Source organism: Nocardioides campestrisoli (assembly GCF_013624435.2).
Classification (GTDB): domain Bacteria; phylum Actinomycetota; class Actinomycetes; order Propionibacteriales; family Nocardioidaceae; genus Nocardioides; species Nocardioides campestrisoli.
Genome location: NZ_CP061768.1, coordinates 1,700,880 through 1,718,321 on the forward strand (window position 1 = coordinate 1,700,880; position 17,442 = coordinate 1,718,321).

General features: G+C 73.9%; 16 protein-coding genes. 9 read left to right on the forward strand and 7 right to left on the reverse strand.

Annotated elements, in window-relative coordinates:
• Positions 1-58: 58 nt before the first annotated feature.
• Positions 59-430, forward strand: a complete 372-nt coding sequence (locus H8838_RS08175) for an Rv2175c family DNA-binding protein (protein WP_181310625.1) — start codon at positions 59-61, stop codon at positions 428-430.
• 51 nt (positions 431-481) lie between these two features.
• On the opposite strand, the gene H8838_RS08180 is transcribed toward H8838_RS08175, so the two are convergent.
• Positions 482-1,585: a polyprenyl synthetase family protein gene (locus H8838_RS08180; RefSeq protein WP_185994901.1), complete on the reverse strand. Its 1,104-nt coding sequence runs from the start codon at positions 1,583-1,585 to the stop codon at positions 482-484.
• Between the two features lie 63 nt (positions 1,586-1,648).
• Here H8838_RS08180 and metF point away from each other — a divergent pair, with 63 nt between their 5' ends.
• Complete coding sequence (gene metF, locus H8838_RS08185) at positions 1,649-2,542, forward strand: methylenetetrahydrofolate reductase [NAD(P)H] (RefSeq protein WP_181310627.1); 894 nt, start codon at positions 1,649-1,651, stop codon at positions 2,540-2,542.
• Between the two features lie 41 nt (positions 2,543-2,583).
• Here the strand turns inward: metF and H8838_RS08190 are convergent, their stop codons facing one another.
• Genes H8838_RS08190 through H8838_RS08200 form a run of 3 tightly spaced genes read right to left on the reverse strand, consistent with a single transcriptional unit; the run spans position 2,584 to position 4,755 of the window.
• The gene (locus H8838_RS08190) at positions 2,584-3,882 is read right to left on the reverse strand and encodes a phytoene desaturase family protein (protein ID WP_185994900.1); all 1,299 of its coding nucleotides are present in this window, start codon (positions 3,880-3,882) and stop codon (positions 2,584-2,586) included.
• A gap of 10 nt (positions 3,883-3,892) precedes the next feature.
• Entirely contained in the window at positions 3,893-4,282 is a 390-nt protein-coding gene (locus tag H8838_RS08195; protein ID WP_185994899.1) for an ArsC/Spx/MgsR family protein, read from the reverse strand.
• Entirely contained in the window at positions 4,282-4,755 is a 474-nt protein-coding gene (locus H8838_RS08200; protein WP_185994898.1) for a YbaK/EbsC family protein, read from the reverse strand. The genes H8838_RS08195 and H8838_RS08200 overlap by 1 nt, the downstream gene beginning before the upstream one ends.
• Positions 4,756-4,844: 89 nt before the next feature.
• Between H8838_RS08200 and H8838_RS08205 the strand changes: the two genes are divergently transcribed.
• From H8838_RS08205 to H8838_RS08235, 7 genes are all read left to right on the forward strand, one after another.
• Entirely contained in the window at positions 4,845-5,309 is a 465-nt protein-coding gene (locus H8838_RS08205) for a hypothetical protein (RefSeq protein WP_185994897.1), read from the forward strand.
• Positions 5,310-5,550: 241 nt separating this feature from the next.
• Positions 5,551-5,892, forward strand: coding sequence for a DUF6504 family protein (locus H8838_RS08210; protein ID WP_181310632.1), 342 nt, complete (start codon positions 5,551-5,553; stop codon positions 5,890-5,892).
• Positions 5,892-6,365 (forward strand): SAV_6107 family HEPN domain-containing protein, encoded by a 474-nt coding sequence (locus tag H8838_RS08215; RefSeq protein ID WP_181310633.1) that lies wholly within the window; start codon positions 5,892-5,894, stop codon positions 6,363-6,365. The genes H8838_RS08210 and H8838_RS08215 overlap by 1 nt, the downstream gene beginning before the upstream one ends.
• Positions 6,355-10,161, forward strand: coding sequence for a DNA polymerase III subunit alpha (locus tag H8838_RS08220; protein ID WP_185994896.1), 3,807 nt, complete (start codon positions 6,355-6,357; stop codon positions 10,159-10,161). The genes H8838_RS08215 and H8838_RS08220 overlap by 11 nt, the downstream gene beginning before the upstream one ends.
• A 31-nt stretch (positions 10,162-10,192) precedes the next feature.
• The gene (locus tag H8838_RS08225; protein ID WP_181310635.1) at positions 10,193-10,939 is read left to right on the forward strand and encodes a class I SAM-dependent methyltransferase; all 747 of its coding nucleotides are present in this window, start codon (positions 10,193-10,195) and stop codon (positions 10,937-10,939) included.
• A gap of 24 nt (positions 10,940-10,963) precedes the next feature.
• Positions 10,964-12,145 carry a DNA polymerase IV gene (dinB, locus tag H8838_RS08230; protein WP_224766472.1) on the forward strand — a complete coding sequence of 394 codons (1,182 nt, stop codon included), beginning with the start codon at positions 10,964-10,966 and terminating at the stop codon, positions 12,143-12,145.
• A gap of 102 nt (positions 12,146-12,247) precedes the next feature.
• Positions 12,248-12,691: a DUF3040 domain-containing protein gene (locus H8838_RS08235; protein ID WP_181310636.1), complete on the forward strand. Its 444-nt coding sequence runs from the start codon at positions 12,248-12,250 to the stop codon at positions 12,689-12,691.
• A 10-nt stretch (positions 12,692-12,701) separates the two neighbouring features.
• Here H8838_RS08235 and H8838_RS08240 read toward each other — a convergent pair whose 3' ends face one another.
• The 3 genes from H8838_RS08240 to H8838_RS08250 are packed head-to-tail and all read right to left on the reverse strand — an operon-like array spanning position 12,702 to position 17,312.
• Positions 12,702-15,059, reverse strand: coding sequence for a transglutaminase family protein (locus tag H8838_RS08240; protein ID WP_185994895.1), 2,358 nt, complete (start codon positions 15,057-15,059; stop codon positions 12,702-12,704).
• Positions 15,056-16,336 carry a DUF58 domain-containing protein gene (locus H8838_RS08245; RefSeq protein WP_185994894.1) on the reverse strand — a complete coding sequence of 427 codons (1,281 nt, stop codon included), beginning with the start codon at positions 16,334-16,336 and terminating at the stop codon, positions 15,056-15,058. Before H8838_RS08245 ends, H8838_RS08240 begins: the two co-directional genes overlap by 4 nt.
• On the reverse strand, positions 16,329-17,312 hold the full coding sequence (locus H8838_RS08250) for an AAA family ATPase (RefSeq protein WP_185994893.1): 984 nt from the start codon (positions 17,310-17,312) through the stop codon (positions 16,329-16,331). Before H8838_RS08250 ends, H8838_RS08245 begins: the two co-directional genes overlap by 8 nt.
• Positions 17,313-17,442: the final 130 nt, after the last annotated feature.

Genomic DNA, 17,442 nt, shown 5'->3' on the forward strand with positions numbered 1-17,442 from the left:
GCCTGCGGGGGTGGGTGGGCCACCTACCGGCGTGGCGACGGGTGGCAGCATGGACCCCATGAACGACGTACCGCTCGCTGACGCCGACCTCGACGCACTCGTCCCGGAGTGGGTGGACTGGGCCGGCGCGGCCAAGGCCCTGGGGGTCACGGTGAGCAGGATCCGGACGATGATCCGCGAGCACGAGCTGGCTGCGGCGGTGCCCCGTCCGGGTGCGGGTCAGCAGCTGCCGGCCGCCTTCTTCCAGGACGGCCTCGTGGTCAAGGGCCTGCCCGGCCTGCTGACCGTGCTGCACGACGGCGGGTACGACGACCGCGAGTGCATCGCCTGGCTCTTCACCGACCTCGACCTCCCGGGCCGGCCGATCGACGCGCTGCGGGAGAACCGGGGCTCGGAGGTCAAGCGCCGCGCCCAGGCGATGGCGTTCTGAGGGACACCCGCCAGACGGTGCCGCTCGAGGGAGCGCGTGAGGCGGTGCCCGCTAGACGGTGCGCTGGGTGACCGCGGTCGCCAGCCCGCGCAGCACCTCGCGCGCGTGGTCGTCGAGGGCCGCGCCGTCGAGTGCGGTCAGGGCCTGGGTCACCAGCTCCTCGATCAGCGACTCGACCCGCTCCCTCGCCCCGGCGGCGTCCATCAGCGACCGCAGGTGGCGGACGTCCGCCTCCTCCAGCGGGGTGCCGAGCGCCCGGTCGAGCTCCTCGGCTCCCGGGCCGCCGGCGGCCAGGGCCAGCGCGACCAGCACCGTGCGCTTGCCCTCCACCAGGTCGTCGCCCGCAGGCTTGCCGGTCACCTCGGGGTCGCCGTAGACGCCGAGCAGGTCGTCGCGGAGCTGGAACGCCTCGCCCAGCGGGAGCCCGAACGAGGTGAGCTGGGCCAGCACGCCCGGGCTCCCTCCGGCCAGCGCCGCACCCACGTGCAGCGGCCGCTCCACGGAGTACTTGGCCGACTTGTAGCGCAGCACCGTCATCGCCGTCGCCTCGTCGGCGTGCGCGCGCGCCTGGACCGAGACGTCGAGGAACTGACCCGCGATCACCTCCGAGCGGCACAGGTCGAGCACGTCCAGGGCGGGCGCCACCTCGGCCAGCGGCAGTCCGCAGCGGCGCAGCAGCTCGTCCGACCAGGACAGCAGCAGGTCGCCGAGGAGCACGGCCGCGGCCTCGCCGTACTGCTCGGGGTCGCCGCGCCAGCCCTGCGCCCGGTGCTCGGCCTCGAACCCGCGGTGCGTGGACGGCCGGCCCCGACGGGTGTCGGAGGCGTCCATCAGGTCGTCGTGCACCAGCGCGCTGGCGTGCAGCAGCTCGAGCGAGGCACAGGCCCGGGCGAGCGCACGCTCGTCCACCCCGTCGGGGCGCACCGCGCGGTAGCCCCACCAGCAGAAGGCCGCCCGGAACCGCTTGCCGCCCTGGGTCGCGGCCCGCGCCTCGGTGAGCAACCGGACGGCGTCCGGGCCCAGCGGGCGCAGCCGGGTCTCCTGGCCGGAGAGGAACTCGTCGAGCTCGCTCTGCACGGCGGCGCGGAACGCGGAGCCGTCCCAGGTCGTGGCGCTGGGATCCGAGGGACGGGACGAGGCGGAGGGGGCAGGCACCTGGCCAGACTAGCCAGTGGACGGTCGGTCCCGGGCGCGTGGCCCGAGCCTAGGATCGCCGGCATGAGCCCTGCGCGCCCGGCCCGGATCGGTGAGCTCCTGGGCGACGGCCGCCGGAGCTTCTCCTTCGAGTTCTTCCCGCCCAAGGACGGGGAGGGGGAGCGGGTGCTGTGGCGCTCGATCAGCGAGCTCGAGCCGTTGCACCCGACGTTCGTCTCGGTCACCTACGGCGCCGGCGGCTCCACCCGCGACCGCACGGTGGCGATCACCGGCCGGATCGCTCGGGAGACCTCGCTGCTGCCGATGGCGCACCTGACCTGCGTGGGTCACACCCGGGCCGAGATCACCGCCATCCTCGAGGAGCTGGGCGACGCGGGCGTGCGCAACGTGCTCGCCCTGCGCGGCGACCCGCCCACCGGCCCCGGGACGGCGTGGGTCCAGACCGAGGGCGGTCTGCGCTACGCCAGCGAGCTCGTGGCGCAGGTCCGCGCCGAGCACGAGGACCTGTGCGTCGGCGTGGCCGCGTTCCCCGAGGGGCACCGCGACGCGGAGAGCCTCGAGGCCGACGCGCGGGTGCTCCGCGCCAAGTACGACGCGGGCGCGGAGTTCGCCGTCACGGACATGGTGCTGCGCGCCTCGGACTACTTCGGTCTCGTGCAGCGCGCCCGTGACCTGGGCGTCGACTTCCCGATCATCCCCGGCATCATGCCGATCCTGAACCTCGCCTCCATGCGACGGATGGTGGAGATGTCGGGTCGGGACATGCCGGCGGAGGTGGAGGAGCGGATCCGCCCGCTCGCCGACGACCCGGCCGCGGTCCGCGCCGAAGGGGTCCGGATCGCCACCGAGCTGTGCGAGGAGCTGCTCGCCGGCGGGGCGCCCGGCCTGCACTTCTACACGCTGAACCGGTCGCGGGCGACGCGGGAGATCTGGGAGGCCCTGAGCCTGCGGGTCTGACCCAGCGTCAGGCCTGCGTCTGGCCCTGCGTCTGGCCTGCGTCAGGCCCGGCCGATCGCCTGCGCCACGAGCGCGGCGGAGAGCCCCACGAAGGGGATCCCCGAGCCGGGGGTCGCGTGCGAGCCGGCTGCGTAGACACCGGGCACCGGTGTCGTCGGGCCCAGGCGGCGGCGGACGGTGCCGCGGCCATGCCACCGCACGCCGAGCGGCGAGCCGCCCCACTGCGCGCTCAGCTGGGCCGGGGTGCGCTCCACCCGCTCCACCACGCACGCGCGGACGTCGAGACCGCGCCGCGCCATCGTCTCCAGCACGTCCTCGGACGTCCTGCCCCGGTACGCCACCGTCCAGGACGCCCCACCGTCGGGGGCGGTCCCGCCCGGGTGCACCGAGAGGTCGGGTGCCCCGTGCAGCACCACCTCGCAGTCGAGCGTGGGCACCTCGCCGCGCAGTCCGAGGTGCACCAGGGACGGCGGGGTGGTGCTCCGGGTCCGGCGCACGTGCCTGGCCAGGGTCGGGAGCCTGGTCGGGTCGACGGCGCACACCACGGCGTCGGCGTCCAGCTCCCCGGCGGAGGTGGAGAGTGCCGCGGCCCGTCCGGAGCGGACCACCACGTCGTGCGCGGAGGTGCCGGTGAGCACCTCGACCTTGCGGGTGGCCAGCCGTCGGGCCAGGGCCTCCCCGACCTGGGCCATCCCCCCGGGGACGGTCCAGGCGCCGAACTTCTGCTCCACGTAGGAGACGGTGCCGAGCCAGGCCGGGACGCGGGCCGGGTCGTGGCCGTCGACGGTGAAGGGGTGGGCGGCGACCTGCTGGAGCCGCTGCTCGCCCAGCGCCTCGCGCAGGCGCGAGCGCAGGGTCTGCCGGCTGGCCAGCCGCCGGACGGCGCCGGGGTCGGCCAGGCCCGGGTCCCAGGGCCGCTCGAGGTAGTCGCGGCGCAGCAGCTCCCAGTCCTGGCCCAGGGCGTCGACGTACGACGTCCAGCGGTCGCCGAGGCCGGGGGCCAGCTCCTCGAAGGCTGATCGCTGGGCCGCTCGCGACCCCGCGGGAAGCCGCAGCGTGCTGCCGTCGGCGAAGCGGTGCTCACGGATCGCCGCGAGCGGGACGAGCTCGAGCTCGCGCTCCAGCGGACGCCCCGACTTGCGGAACAGGTCCCGGAGCACGGCGGGCAGCAGCGTCTTGGTGGGGCCGGCGTCCCAGGTGTGGTCGCCGGCGCGGACCGTGCCGAGGGCGCCGCCGAGGTCCGCGGACCGCTCGACCAGGACCACCTCGTGACCGAGCTTGGCGAGCCTGGCCGCGCTGGCCATGCCGCCGAGACCGCCTCCGACCACCACGACGCGCATGGGTGGGAGGCTAGCTCTCCGGGTGCGCCGACCGTGCGTCAGCCCGGGCCTGGGCCGTGACCACCTGGGCCAGGGACTCCGGGTCGCGGCCCACCACGGTGGTGCCGTCCGCGGCCGTGAGGATCGGTCGCTGGATCGCCCGGGGGTGGGTGGCGAGCGCGACCAGCCACTCGTGCCGGTGCTCGGGGTCCCGGGGGAGGTCCAGGCCGTCCTCGCGGGCCTCCTTCGGGCGGGCCAGGTCCCACGGCTCGACGCCGAGCCTGGTCACCACCTCTCCGAGCTCCTCGGGGGTGGGCGGCTGCTCCAGGTAGCGGCGCACGATGTAGCCGACGCCGGCCTCGTCGAGCGTCGCCGCCGCCGTCCGGCACTTGCTGCAGGCGGGGTTGAGCCAGATCTCCATCAGTCGACCTCGATCTCCCGGGCACCGGTCATCGCGACCAGCTCCTCGTAGGTGGTGGAGTAGACGGCGGAGGGGTGGCCCGCGGCCGCCCAGAGCGTGTCGTGGCGGCGCATCCAGGTGTCCACGAAGGTGGGTACCGGGGCCGGGTGGCCCAGCGGCGAGACGCCGCCGATCACCTGGCCCGTGTGCCGCCGGACGAAGTCGGGGGTGGCGCGGACCAGGCGGGGCACGCCGATCCGGGCGGCGGTGGCGTCCACGTCGACCCGGTGCGCGCCGGAGGTCAGGACGAGGACGGGCTCGCCGTCGGCGTCGAAGAGCAGGCTGTTGGCGATCGCTCCCACCACGCAGCCCAGGGCGGCCGCGGCGAGTGCTGCGGTGTGGGCCGAGTCGGGGAGCACGACCACCTCGCCGGTACCGTTGCGCCGCGCGTGCTCGTCGCGGAACGCCGTGATCGATGCGTGCTCGGTCGCCATGGTGCGACCCTAGCCACGTGCCCTGCCCGACGCCGACCTGCGGGTGGGGCGAAGTCATCGACCTGCCAGGTCACGACCCCAGGAGTCCCATGACCGTCCGCCCGCTCTCGGTGATCCTCGCCACCCGTGTCGCACTCGCCCTGGTGGTGGTGGCGGGGGTGACCACCGTGCTGACCTGGTGGCGTGAGCAGGACCTGCTCAACTCGTGGGCCGAGGGCAACGCCGGCGCCCGGCGGATCCTGCGCGACGGCGGCCTGGAGGCGGTCGAGGCGAGCCTGGCGGTGCCGGCCTTCGTGCCGGTGGCGGTGACCTCGTTCGTCGTCTTCACGATGCTGGTGGGCGTGCTGCTCGCGTTCTTCGTGGAGGGTTTCGAGTGGGCCCGGATCTCCCTGGCGGTGATCGCCCTGTTCGGCGTCTTCCTGGCAGTGGTGTGCGTGGCCAGCGGCATCCCGACGCTGTTCGTGGTGATGGCGGTGCTGATCGTCGTGCTCTGCCTGGCCCTGCTGGTGCTCCTGTTCCACAAGGACACCCACCGCTTCGTCCGGGAGTCCTGAGCCTCCTCCCCGCCTCCGTCCGTCCCGGTGCCGTGTCCGGCCGGGGCGGCGTGAGCCTGCCCGGACGAGGGGGCGAGGGAGTCCGCAGCAGGCGCCGTCCTCGTTCTTGACCCGCTGTCGGGGGGCGGGTGTACCTTGGTCTCGTTCGAACAAATGTTCGAAGCGACCTCGGTGGCAGCGGCTCGATCCCATTGTCACCGAGGTCGGCGGTGGGGTCGAGCGATGCTTCTGAGGAGGAGCCATGCGGCGGTACGACGATCCCGTGGAGGTGCGGAGGGGCCCGGTGCCCGGACCCGGTCCGGAAGGGCCGGAGCAGTTCCTGTGGCGGGGCCGGCTGTGGAAGGTGCGGGCCGTGGTGGCCCACTGGGTGGAGACGGCCCCGTGGTGGCAGTCCGTCGGTGCCGTGGCGGTCCGGGGCGAGGCCGTCCCGACGCGCGAGCAGGACGACCTCCTGGTGGAGCGGGAGGTCTGGCGGGTGGAGGCAGGCCGAGGCGCTGCGCCGGGTGCTGCCGGTGCCGGCGTCTTCGACCTCTCCTTCGACGGAAGCAGCGGTCGGTGGCAGCTCGTCGGGTGCGTGGACTGATGACGGACAGGACCGAGGCAACCAACCCCTACCTGCTGCCCGCGACCACCCACTCCTACCTGGCGCGCGCCGCGGAGTCCCTGCAGGAGGCGATGACCTCGCGAGACGTCCCGGGACGCTACGCCTGCGCCCATGTCGCGGCGCTCCAGTCCGCTGCCGCCCTGCTGGCGGCCCGGGCGCACCCGGCGCCCGGGGCGCGCCGCCGGCAGAAGAACGCCTGGGTGCTGCTGGCCGAGGTGGCGCCCGAGCTGACCGAGTGGGCGACCTTCTTCGCGGCGGGTGCGGGCAAGCGTGCCGCGGCCCAGGCCGGCTCCTCCCGGGCGGTGAGCGAGCGGGAGGCCGACGACCTGGTCCGGGACGCGGACCGGTTCCTGGCCGTCGTCGAGTCGGCGCTCGGCCTGATGCCGCACACCAGCAGCCCGGGTCGGCTGCTGGCCATGACGGGACCGGGTGGTCGGACCGGTGTCGCCTGATCCCTTCACCCATCTGCACGTGGCCTCGGGCTACTCCCTCCAGTACGGAGCGTCGCATCCCGAGGCCCTGGTAGAACGCGCCGCCGAGCACGGGATGGACCTCCTCGCGCTCACGGACCGGGACGGCACGTACGGGGCGGTGAAGTTCGCCAAGGCGTGCGCCTCGGCCGGCCTCAGCCCGGTGCTGGGCGTGGACCTCGCCGTGGCCCCAGGATCCTGGGACCCGGCGTCCTGGGACTCCGGGTCCTGGGAGCAGGGTGCGCCGCCCCGTGGCCCGCGTCGGCGCACCCCGGTCCGTGGTGGCGCGTTCCGGGAGGAGCACCACCCCCGGGTCACCCTGCTGGCTCAGGGGCGCTCCGGGTGGCGCAGCCTGTGCCGCCTCGTCTCGGCCGTCCACCTCGCCGGCGAGCGGGGCCGTCCGGTGGCCACCCGGGCGCTGCTCGCTCCTCACCTCGCCGAGGGCGACGTGCTGGTCCTGCTCGGGCCGGGCTCCGAGCTGGGCGCGATGGTGACCCGGCGCCGCGACGACCTCGCGCACGCCGTGGTGGAGTCCTGGCGTGAGCTGGTGCCCCGGCAGAACCTGCTCGTCGAGCTGGTCTCCCACCGCCTCGGGGGCTCGGCGCACGGCTGGGGGCCGGGGTCCACCCCGCACGCGGCCCGGATGGCCTCCCTCTCCCGGGAGATGGGGCTGGGTGCGGTCCTCACGAACGCGGTGCGCTACGCCGACCGCCGCGACGCCCCGACCGTGGACGTCCTGGACGCCTCGCGCCGGCTGGTGCCGCTGGACCCCCGGCACGTCGACCGGGGCAACGCGGAGGGGTTCCTCAAGTCCGGTCGGCAGATGCGCGAGATCGCCGACGACGTCTGTCGGCTGGCCGGGCTGGGGGAGCGCGAGGTCGACCGGCTGCTGGCCGGCACCCGGGCCGTGGCCGAGCGGTGTGCCCTGGACCCTCGCGCGGACCTCGGGATCGGGGAGGTGCACTTCCCCGAGCTGGAGGTGACGGGTGGCCTCGGCGTGCCGGTGGCCCGGCTGGCGGGCGAGTCCCAGGCGGACGCGATCCTGCGCGGGCGGTGCGAGGCGGGCATCGGGGCCCGCTACGGCAACGCCCCACGGCAGCGGATCTGGAAGCGGCTCGACGACGAGCTCCGGGTCATCGCCTCGCTCGGCTACGCCTCCTACTTCCTCACCGTCGGCGACGTCACCGACCTGGTCCGCGAGATGGGGGTGCGGTGCGCTGCCCGGGGCTCGGGCGCCGGCAGCCTGGTCAACTACCTGCTCGGCATCTCGGGAGTGGACCCGCTGCGGCACGACCTGCTGATGGAGCGTTTCCTCTCCCCGCTGCGGCAGTCGCTGCCGGACATCGACATCGACGTCGAGTCGGCCCGCCGCCTGGAGGTCTACGAGGCGATCCTGGACCGGTACGGGGCGGAGCGGTGCGTCTGCGTCTCGATGATGGAGACCTACCGGGTCCGGCACGCGGTCAGGGACGTGGGCGCCGCGCTGGGGATGCCGCCGGGCGAGGTCGACGCGATGGCCAAGGCGTTCCCGCACGTGCGTGCCCGGGATGCCCGGCTGGCCCTGCGGGACCTGCCCGAGCTGCGGGCCAGCGGTCTGGGGGAGGAGCGGCTGGACCTCTTCTTCGGCCTGGTCGAGCGGCTCGACGGCCTGCCTCGGCACATCGCGGTGCACCCCTGCGGCGTGCTGCTCTCCGACACCACGCTGCTCGACCGCACGCCGGTAGAGGCCAGCCACGGTGGGTTCCCGATGAGCCAGTTCGACAAGGACGACGTGGAGGACCTGGGCCTGCTCAAGCTAGACGTGCTGGGCATCAGGATGCAGTCGGCGATGGCCCACGCGGTGGGCGAGATCGCCCGGGTCGACGGGGTCGAGCTGGACCTCGACGACCGGGAGCAGGTCCCCTTCGAGGACCCCCGGACCTTCGACCTGGTCAGCTCGGCGCGGACCCTGGGCGTCTTCCAGATCGAGTCCCCGGGGCAGCGGGAGCTGGTGGGCAAGTCGGGGATCGAGTCGCTGGAGGAGATCATCACCGACATCTCGCTCTTCCGGCCGGGGCCGGTCAAGAGCGACATGATCACCCCGTACCTGGAGGTGAAGCAGGGCTGGCGATCGCCCACCTACCTGCACCCGGACCTGGTGCCGATCCTCTCCTCCACCCATGGCGTGGTCGTCTTCCACGAGCAGGTCATCGAGATCATCTCCTGCTTCGCCGGGGTCTCCTTCGCCGAGGCCGACGAGAAGCGCAGGGCGCTGGGCGACGTCGAGGGGATGGCGTCGACCAAGGAGTGGTTCTGCCCGCGGGCGGCGGCCCGGGGCTACTCCGAGGACGTGGTCGCCCGGGTCTGGAAGGTCCTGGAGGCCTTCGCCTCCTTCGGGTTCTGCAAGGCCCACGCCGCGGCGTTCGCCCTGCCCACCTTCCAGTCCGCCTGGCTCAAGGCGCACTGGCCGGCCCACTTCCTCGCCGGCGTGCTCACCCACGACCCGGGGATGTATCCCAAGCGGTTCATCCTCGACGACGCCCGGCAGTTCGGCATCGGGATCCGGGGGCTGGACGTGAACCGTTCCGGTCCCGCCTACACCGTGGAGCCGTCCCCGCAGGACCCGGCCGGCTACGCGATCCGGCTGGCGCTGAGCGAGGTGAAGGGGATCAGCGAGGTCGAGACCGCCCGCATCGTCGCGGCCCGGCCGTTCTCCTCGCTGACCGACCTCTGGCACCGCGCCGCGGTCTCCCGGCCCGTGGCCGAGAGGCTGGTGCTGGCCGGAGCCTTCGACGAGCTCCATCGGATCACCGACGCCGGACAGGACGTGCGCTCGCACGGACGGCCGACCAGGCGCGACCTGCTGCTGCAGGTGGCCGACCTCGACCGGCACGCCCGGGTCTCCCAGCGCTCGGGGCGCGGGCGAGGACTCGCCGCACGCTCGGCACCCGACCGCGCGGCCAGCCGGGTCGCGGGGGCGGCCACCCGCAACAGCAGTGACCCACTGACCCGGACGGGAGTGTGGCAGCAGGCCTCCGCCCAGTCCCGGGTCGTGCGGACGGCACCGGTGGAGTCGGTCCAGCTGGCCCTCTCGCTGGGCGATGAGCCCGGCGCGGACCAGGCCTCCGGGCTCCCGGAGCTGACCCCCGCCGAGCGGGTGGCCGCCGAGCTGGAGATCCTCGGGCTGGACGTCAGCCGGCACGTCGTCGACGACTACGCCGGACTGCTCGAGGCGCTGGGAGTGACCCGCAGCCAGGACCTCCTGGCCCGTCGCAGCCGGTCGGAGATCTGGGTGGCGGGGGTCAAGGTCGCCACCCAGACCCCTCCCGTGCGATCGGGGCGCCGGGTGATCTTCCTGACCCTCGACGACGCCACCGGACCGGTGGACGCGACGTTCTTCGAGGACGCCCAGAGCTCCTACGCCTCGACGGTCTTCGGGTCCTGGCTGCTGCTGGTCCGGGGCGAGCTGCGGCGGACCGGCCGGCGCGGGGTCTCGGTGCGCGCCACCGGCGCCTGGTCGTTGCCTGCTCTGCTCCCGCTCTGGGAGTCGGCGGGCTCGCCGGAGGAAGGGCTCGCCCGTGTGCGGGCCGTGCTGGACCAGCGCCCGGAGACCGGAGACCAGCCCGAGCACCGCCGGGTGCTGGTGCACAGCAGCGGCTTCCAGATGTCGCCCTACGCCGACATCAAGCCGGCCGGCGAGGAGGCCTCGAGCGCCGGGGCGCTCAGCCGGGCCCTGGGCGCAGGACCCCAGGTCCCCTCCCGTGCCTTGTGGCACCGGAGCCCCGGGAGTCCGGGATGACCGTGGAAGGGCACGCCCTAGGGTGTGTCCCATGCCAGCGAACGAGCGGCCCGAGGAACGATCCAGCGACCGACCCAGCGAGCGCCGCAGTGCTGCGCGCCGCTCGGTGGTCTGGGATGCGCTGCAGCCGGTCTTCGCCGGCGCGGACGGGCTGGAGGTCCTCGACATCGGGGGCGGGACCGGCGGTTTCGCGGTCCGGGTCGCCGAGCTCGGTCACCGGGTCACGGTGGTCGACCCCAGCCCCGACGCGCTCGCTGCCCTGGATCGGCGGGCCCGCGAGCGGGAGGTCTCCGTCACCGGCCGCCAGGGTGAGCTCTCGTCCCTGGTGGAGACCTTCGGCTCCGCCAGCGCCGACGTGGTGCTCTGCCACGGGGTGCTGGAGGTCGTGGAGGACTCCTCCGCGGCGCTCTCGGTCCTCGCCGAGGTGCTTCGCCCCGGAGGCACGCTCAGCCTGCTGGTCGCCCAGCGGCACGCCGCGGTGGTGGCCCGGGCGATGGCAGGCCACTTCCAGCAGGCCCGCGACCTGCTGGACGAGGCCGGGCAGGGCCGCGGAGGACGTCGCTTCACCTACGACGAGCTGCTCGCCCTCCTCGGCTCCGCCGGGTTCGGACCCACGCAGGTGCAAGCCGTCCGGGTCTTCGCCGACCTGGTTCCGGGATCGCTGCTCGACCTCGAGCCGGGGGCCACGGCCGCCCTGGTCGAGCTGGAGCGAGCAGTGGCCGGGCGCCCGGAGTACCGGCCGCTCGCCACGCAGCTGCACGCCCTGGCGTCGCGCTGACCCGACCCCCCTGGGGGTGTCCCGGTGACGGGGCGGTCGGCAACCCCGATCCTGCACGTGGACATGGACGCGTTCTACGCCTCCGTGGCAGTGCGGGACCGGCCGGAGCTGGCACGGGTGCCGGTGATCGTGGGTGGGGGGAGCCGAGGCGTGGTGCTCTCGGCCAACTACCTCGCCCGTCGGTACGGGGTGCGGTCTGCCCTGCCGATGACGCGGGCACGGCGGATGTGCCCGGACGCCGTGGTGATCGCCCCGGACTTCGACACCTTCGCCCGGGTCTCGGCCGCGGTGATGGAGAACTTCCGCAGCGTCACCCCGCTGGTCGAGGTGGTCTCCCTGGACGAGGCGTTCCTCGACGTCTCCGGAGCGGCCCGTCGTCTGGGGACGCCGCGTGAGATCGCGGAGCGGCTGCGCGCCCGGATCCACGACGAGCAGCGCATCACCTGCTCGGTGGGGATCGCGGCCACGCCGGTGGTGGCCAAGCTGGCCAGCCGGGCGGCGAAGCCGGACGGTGTGCTCGTGGTCGCCCCCGAGGAGGTCGTCTCCTTCCTGCACCCGCTCGACGTGGGTGAGCTGTGGGGGGTGGGGGAGAAGACCCAGGCGCTGCTGCACCGGCTGGGGCTGCACACCGTGGCTGACCTGGCGCACACCCCGGTCCGGACCCTGCAGCGGGCGCTGGGGCCTCGCCTCGGCGCCCACCTCCACGAGATGGCGTGGGGGGTGGACCGGCGGGAGGTGGTGGCCCGCCGCGGCCCGGACGAGCCCGACCGCTCGATGGGGGCGGACGAGACCTTCGCCCGGGACACCGACGACCGGGAGCAGGTGCTGCGCGAGCTGCTGCGGCTCTCGGCGCGGGTGACCGGGCGGATGAGGACCGCGGGAGTGGCCGGCCGGACGGTGACGCTGCGGGTGAGGTTCGCGGACTTCACCACGATCACCAGGTCCCGGACGCTGCCGGAGGCCACGGACGTCACCGTCGAGGTCTACCGGACGGCCGTGCGGCTCTTCGACGCGCTCGGCCTGCAGCGTGCCCGGCTGCGGCTGGTCGGCGTCCGGGTGGAGGGTCTGCTGCCCCGGGAGCGCGTGCAGCGACAGCTGGTCCTGGGCGAGCGGGACCAGGGCTGGGAGGCGGCCGACCGGGCGGTCGATGCCGCGTCCAGACGCTTCGGCTCCGGGGCGGTGCGGCCGGCGACCCTGATCGGGTGAGGCGGTGGTGATCATTTTTTCGCCAGCGGCTACCGTGGTGGGCAAGCGCTGCCTAGACTTCAAATGCGGATGTGCCGCGCATCACACCGGTCGGGAGGAAACGTGCCGCTCTCGGAAGAAGAGCTGCGACTGCTCGAGCAGATGGAGCGAGCTCTCGTCGAAGAGGACCCCAAGTTCGCGCACACGTTGCGGGGAACCGCCTTCCACCGCGCCGCCCGACGACGTGCCGTGATCGGAGGCTGCGTCTTCGCCCTGGGCGTGGCCATCATGATGACCGGCGCCATCGCACCGATGCCGATCGTCGGAGTCGTGGGCTTCGTGGTCATGCTGGCGTCGGCCACGATCGTGGTCACCTCGTTGCGCAGCCCCGGCAAGGCGGCGGCCCAGCCCGCCCCCTTCACTGACAGCCCTCAAGGCTTCAGCGTGATCCAGGGCGGCCGTGCCGGCCGCAAGCCGCGCGGTCGCGGCGCCTCCCGCGCGGACCACTCCTTCATGGAGCGGATGGAGCAGCGGTGGCGGCGTCGGCGGGAGACCGGCGGGTTCTGACCCAGCCCGTTCAGTCCACCCGGTCGGTGGACCCCGGACGCCCGGCGGCGGTCAGCCCCACCGGACGGTCGGCAGGACGGCGCACCAGCGAGGCCGGCCACCATCTGGCCACTCGGGCCCGATGCGGTCCGACCCCCGCCGTGATCGCCTCGGTGCACTTGGCCAGGTCCCGCTGCCAGCTCGTCTCCGGCGCGGGCGCCGACTCCGGTCGGCCGTAGCGGGAGCGCTCGAGCACCTGCACGAGCCTCTCCAACGCGCTGGAGGCGTAGGGGTTGAGCGACGGGGCCGAGCCCACGTGCTCCTCGGGCGAGGAGGTCCCGAACCAGTCGGCGACCTGCTCGGCGGTCTCCCGTGGCGAGCGGCCCGTGGGCCAGGTCCGTCCGTGGTCGACGCTGTGGTCCCGCAGCTCGGCCCACAGGCTCTCGATGTCCCCGTCCTCGAGCCGCGCATCCCGCCGGCGGCTCCGTACCGACCGGGGACCGAGCACCACGACGCCCGCGAGCATCAGCAGCAGGACCCAGGTCAGCACCGTGCCCCAGGGCACGGAGCTCTCGGTCTGCTGCTCCGGTGCGGCCTCCTCCTGACCCGCCTCCCGGCCGCGGTCGCGGGCCGGTGCCCGCTCCTCCGCACGGGGGAGGGTGGGGCGAGCGGTCTCCTCGACGGCGGGCAGGGCATCCACCGTGTACGACGGAGCCTGGTCCGCCCGGCCCGACGGGGTGGGCTCGAACCGCACCCAGCCAGAGCCGGGGAAGTAGAGCTCGGGCCAGGCGTGCAGGTCGTGGGAGGAGAACTCCCAGACGCCGGGACCGACCTCGGTGGGCTCGAGGAACCCGACGGCGACCCGGGACGGGATGTCGTGCACCCGCGCCATCACCGCCATCGCGGCGGCGAACTGCTCGCAGTAGCCCTCCCGGCCGTCCTCGTCGAGGAAGGCCGCCAGCTCGTCGTTGCCCACGGTGTCGACCTGGTCGAGGTTGTAGGTGAACTCGGTGCGGAACCACTCCTGGAGCGCTCGGGCCTGGCGGAACCGGCTCGGCTCGTCACCGGCGACGCTCTCGGCCAGTGACTCGACGCTCTCGGGCAGGTCGGCGGGGAGCTGGACCATGGCGCTGCCCACCTGGGAGGCGCCGGAGGACGCGTCGTCCAGGGAGTCCAGGTCGTACTGCAGGTCGACGGCGTGCAGGGACCAGGACAGGCCGGCGGTCGTGACCTCGTCGTCGCCGGCGATGAAGTCCATGGTCGAACGGTCGTAGCGCCAGTCGCCCGGCGCGTCGATCCGGGAGATCTGCGAGGTCGTCGGCAGCCACTGGGACTCGAAGGTGTCGTACGCCTCGAAGCGGTACCGCGTCTCGGTCCGGGGGACACCCGAGCCCACGCCCACCAGGGGCGGCATCCACCCCGCAGCCAATTGGTCCGAGGGCACCTCGCGGTTTCCGCTGGTCCACTCCTCGCCGTTGAACCGGGTCAGCACCGAGAGTCGTACGTAGCTGGGGCGAGGACCGTCCGACGCCACCTGGAGCAACGGGACGTCGTCCCCACGGGAGAGGTCGCGGCGCATGTCCACGAGCGGGTTGTCGATCGAGATGCCGTCGCCGCCGCTCCCGGCGCCGGGCCCGTCCCAGACCGCCAGGTCGAAGGTCGGGACCAGGCTGGGCAGCAGCACCGCCAGGGCCACCGTGCCCGCCCCGACGGTCAGCGCCGCGCGCCGCACGTGACCCCGCCGGACCCCGAGCCGAGTGCCGGCCGGATCCGGGTCCGGCCGGTCGCCCGTGCCGTGGCCCCACCGGCCCACCTCCTCCTCCTGCTGCAGGAAGAGGAGGAGAAGGAAGGTGAGGGCGAGCACCGCGAAGGACCACCAGGCGGTGCTCGACTCCACGAAGGCGATCGGCAGCGCGTAGAGCGCCAGCACCACCAGGCCGGACGCGGCGGCCAGGCGCAGGGAGACGGCCACCAGGTCCACCAGCACCAGGCCGACGGCGCCGACGAGGATGAAGAGCGGGGCCAGGGACGGAGCATCCGCCGGCACCGGCGCCTGGTACTGGTTGGCCGAGGTCACGGCGTCGCGCAACGCGGTGCTCATGCCCTGCCAGGCTTCCGACGTCGGCAGCACGGACCCGGTCGTGGTGCCGAGCACGCACCCTCCCGCCACCACCACCTGGACGGCGTATACCAGCCACGTCGGCGTTCCGGCGCGTCGCAGCAGGGACCCGGTCAGCGCCGTGGCGACGCCGAGGAGGAACAGGGGTCCCAGGAAGTCGCTGGACTCCCGGGTGAGCGGCTGCCAGGTGGTCATGGTCAGCCAGACCATGAGGGCGGCGACCAGCGAGACCAGGAGCCCGCGTCCCCAGGGGCTGCGCGGCCGGGTCACGAGCCGGTCGCCGTCGTCGCTTGCTGCGCAGCTCGGCTGCCGGTCCGGCCGAGCTCCTGCCAGGCCGAGTCGAGCCGGTCGCCGGGGCCCAGGCTGACTGCGCGCCAACCGGTGGCGGCGAGCATGGCGGTGGGGTGGGCGGCGTCGGTGCCCCGAGCGATGTCTCGGCCCGCGGCCCAGGCGTCGACGTCGAGGACGATCGCCAGGGGGGTGCCGGCCTGGTGCTGCACCCGGGTGAGGAACTGGCGGTCCGCCGGGCTCCCCGCGCCGAGCACGGCCACGGTCAGCCCCTGTCCGGGCTCGGCGAGCCAGGCCGTGTCCATGGTGTGGCGGGAGTCGAAGTCCACGACGGCGAGCCTCTCCAGGAGGGGTCCGATGTTGGCCTTGGGGTCCCGGGCGTGCCAGGTGTGGGAGGGGTCGTCGCCCGAGGCGGTGATCAGCCGCACCAGGTAGCCGCGCTGGGCGAGGTGCACTGCGACCGAGGCAGCGGCGGAGACGGCGGCCTCCAGCGACGACGCCGGCCCCTCGCCCCGGTGTGCGACCCGGCGGTTGTCCAGCACCACGATCGCCCGCGACTGCCACGGCTGCTCCTCGCGCCGGACCATCAGCTCGCCCACCCGGGCCGAGCTGCGCCAGTGCACCCGTCTCAGGTCGTCGCCTCGCCGGTACTCGCGCACGGTCACGTCCTCGGCGCTGCCGGTGGCGAACGACCGGGGGCGGTTGTCACCCGACCCGGTCCAGGCGCCGCCCAACGGGACCGGAGGCAGCTCGGTGGTCCGGGGCGTCACGGTCAGGGGAGCCGTGGTGTGGAAGGACCGGCCGAGCTCGACCAGGCCGAACGGGTCGGTGACCCGCACCGTCATCGGGCCGACCTCGTAGTGCCCGCGTACCTCCGAGCGGAGCCGGTAGGTGACCTGCCGGCGCCACCCGTGGGAGATCCCCTCGAGCACGAACCGCGGCTGGGATCCCAGCAGGTAGGGGACCCGGTCCTCCAGCAGCAGGATCCCGGTCGGGGTACGTCCCTCGTTGGTCAGGGTCAGGGTCACGGTCGCCGGCTGCCCGGCGGCCACCAGCCGGGGCGAGACCTCGCGCTGCAGCGCCAGGCGGTAGCGCGAGCGGGCGAGGAAGGCCGCCGAGAAGAGCGGGAGCAGCAGGGCCAGGACGCCGACGCGGACCAGGCCCTGCTGGCCGAGCAGGACCGCGCAGGCCACGGCGGCCATGCCACCGGCCAGGAACGACCGGCCGCGCAGGGTCAGGGCGGCGAGAGCCTCACGCACGACCGACGTCCGGTACCGGCACGGTCTCCAGGAGGCCCGCCAGCACGCTCTGGCTGGTCCGGCCGGTCATCGCCGCCTCGACGGTCGGCAGCAGACGGTGGGAGAGCACGGGCTCCGCGAGCCGGTGCAGGTCGTCGGGGAGCACGTAGTCACGTCCGGCGAGCGCGGCGACCGCCTTGCCCGCCCGGACCAGGTGGAGGGTGGCCCGGGGCGACGCGCCCAGGCTGAGCTCGCGGGAGAGCCGGGTGGCGGTGGAGATGGCGACCGCGTAGTGCCTGACGGCGTCGGAGACGTGGACCCGGGCGACGATCTCGACCAGCTTGCGCACCTCGCCGGCGTCGGTCACGGGCTCGAGGTCGTCGAGCGGGTTTCGCGACGTGTGGGAGTCGAGCATGGCGATCTCCGCCGACTCGACGGGGTAGCCGACCGAGACCCGGGCCATGAAGCGGTCCCGCTGGGCCTCGGGGAGGGCGTAGGTGCCCTCCATCTCGACCGGGTTCTGGGTCGCGATCACCATGAACGGCGACTCCAGGTGGTACGTCGTGTTGTCCACCGTCACCTGCCGCTCCTCCATGCACTCCAGGAGGGCCGACTGGGTCTTGGGGGAGGCCCGGTTGATCTCGTCGCCGACCACGATGTTGGCGAACACGCCGCCCGGTCGGAACTCGAACTCCCGGGAGTCCTGGTTGAAGACCGAGACCCCGGTGACGTCGGAGGGGAGCAGGTCGGGGGTGAACTGGATCCGGCGCACCGTGCAGTCGATGCTGCGCGCGAGGGCCTTGCTGAGCATCGTCTTGCCGACGCCCGGCACGTCCTCGATCAGCAGGTGGCCCTCCGCCAGCAGCACGACCAGGGCGGCGGAGACGACGTCCGGCTTGCCCTCGATCACCCGCTCGACGTTGGTCCGGATGCGCTGGGTGACCCGGTGCAGGGTCTCCAGGTCGGCCCCGGTTGCCTCAGACGTCGTCTCAGACACGGTCACGCTCGTCTTCCCCTCGTCGTGACGCCAGCGCGCCGATGTCCCTGAGCCTTCCACCGTAGTCCACCTCCGAAGGAGCGGCAGGGGCTCTGGTCCTCCGCCCGCCCTTTCCCTCCACCGGTGCTCC

Bases quoted from the DNA above. Each gene is read 5' to 3' on its own strand.
- H8838_RS08175 (WP_181310625.1), top strand. From the start codon at position 59: ATGAACGACGTACCGCTCGCTGACGCCGACCTCGACGCACTCGTCCCG.
- metF (WP_181310627.1), top strand. From the start codon at position 1,649: ATGAGCCCTGCGCGCCCGGCCCGGATCGGTGAGCTCCTGGGCGACGGC.
- H8838_RS08190 (WP_185994900.1), bottom strand. From the start codon at position 3,882: ATGCGCGTCGTGGTGGTCGGAGGCGGTCTCGGCGGCATGGCCAGCGCG.
- H8838_RS08195 (WP_185994899.1), bottom strand. From the start codon at position 4,282: ATGGAGATCTGGCTCAACCCCGCCTGCAGCAAGTGCCGGACGGCGGCG.
- H8838_RS08200 (WP_185994898.1), bottom strand. From the start codon at position 4,755: ATGGCGACCGAGCACGCATCGATCACGGCGTTCCGCGACGAGCACGCG.
- H8838_RS08205 (WP_185994897.1), top strand. From the start codon at position 4,845: ATGACCGTCCGCCCGCTCTCGGTGATCCTCGCCACCCGTGTCGCACTC.
- H8838_RS08210 (WP_181310632.1), top strand. From the start codon at position 5,551: ATGCGGCGGTACGACGATCCCGTGGAGGTGCGGAGGGGCCCGGTGCCC.
- H8838_RS08215 (WP_181310633.1), top strand. From the start codon at position 5,892: ATGACGGACAGGACCGAGGCAACCAACCCCTACCTGCTGCCCGCGACC.
- H8838_RS08225 (WP_181310635.1), top strand. From the start codon at position 10,193: ATGCCAGCGAACGAGCGGCCCGAGGAACGATCCAGCGACCGACCCAGC.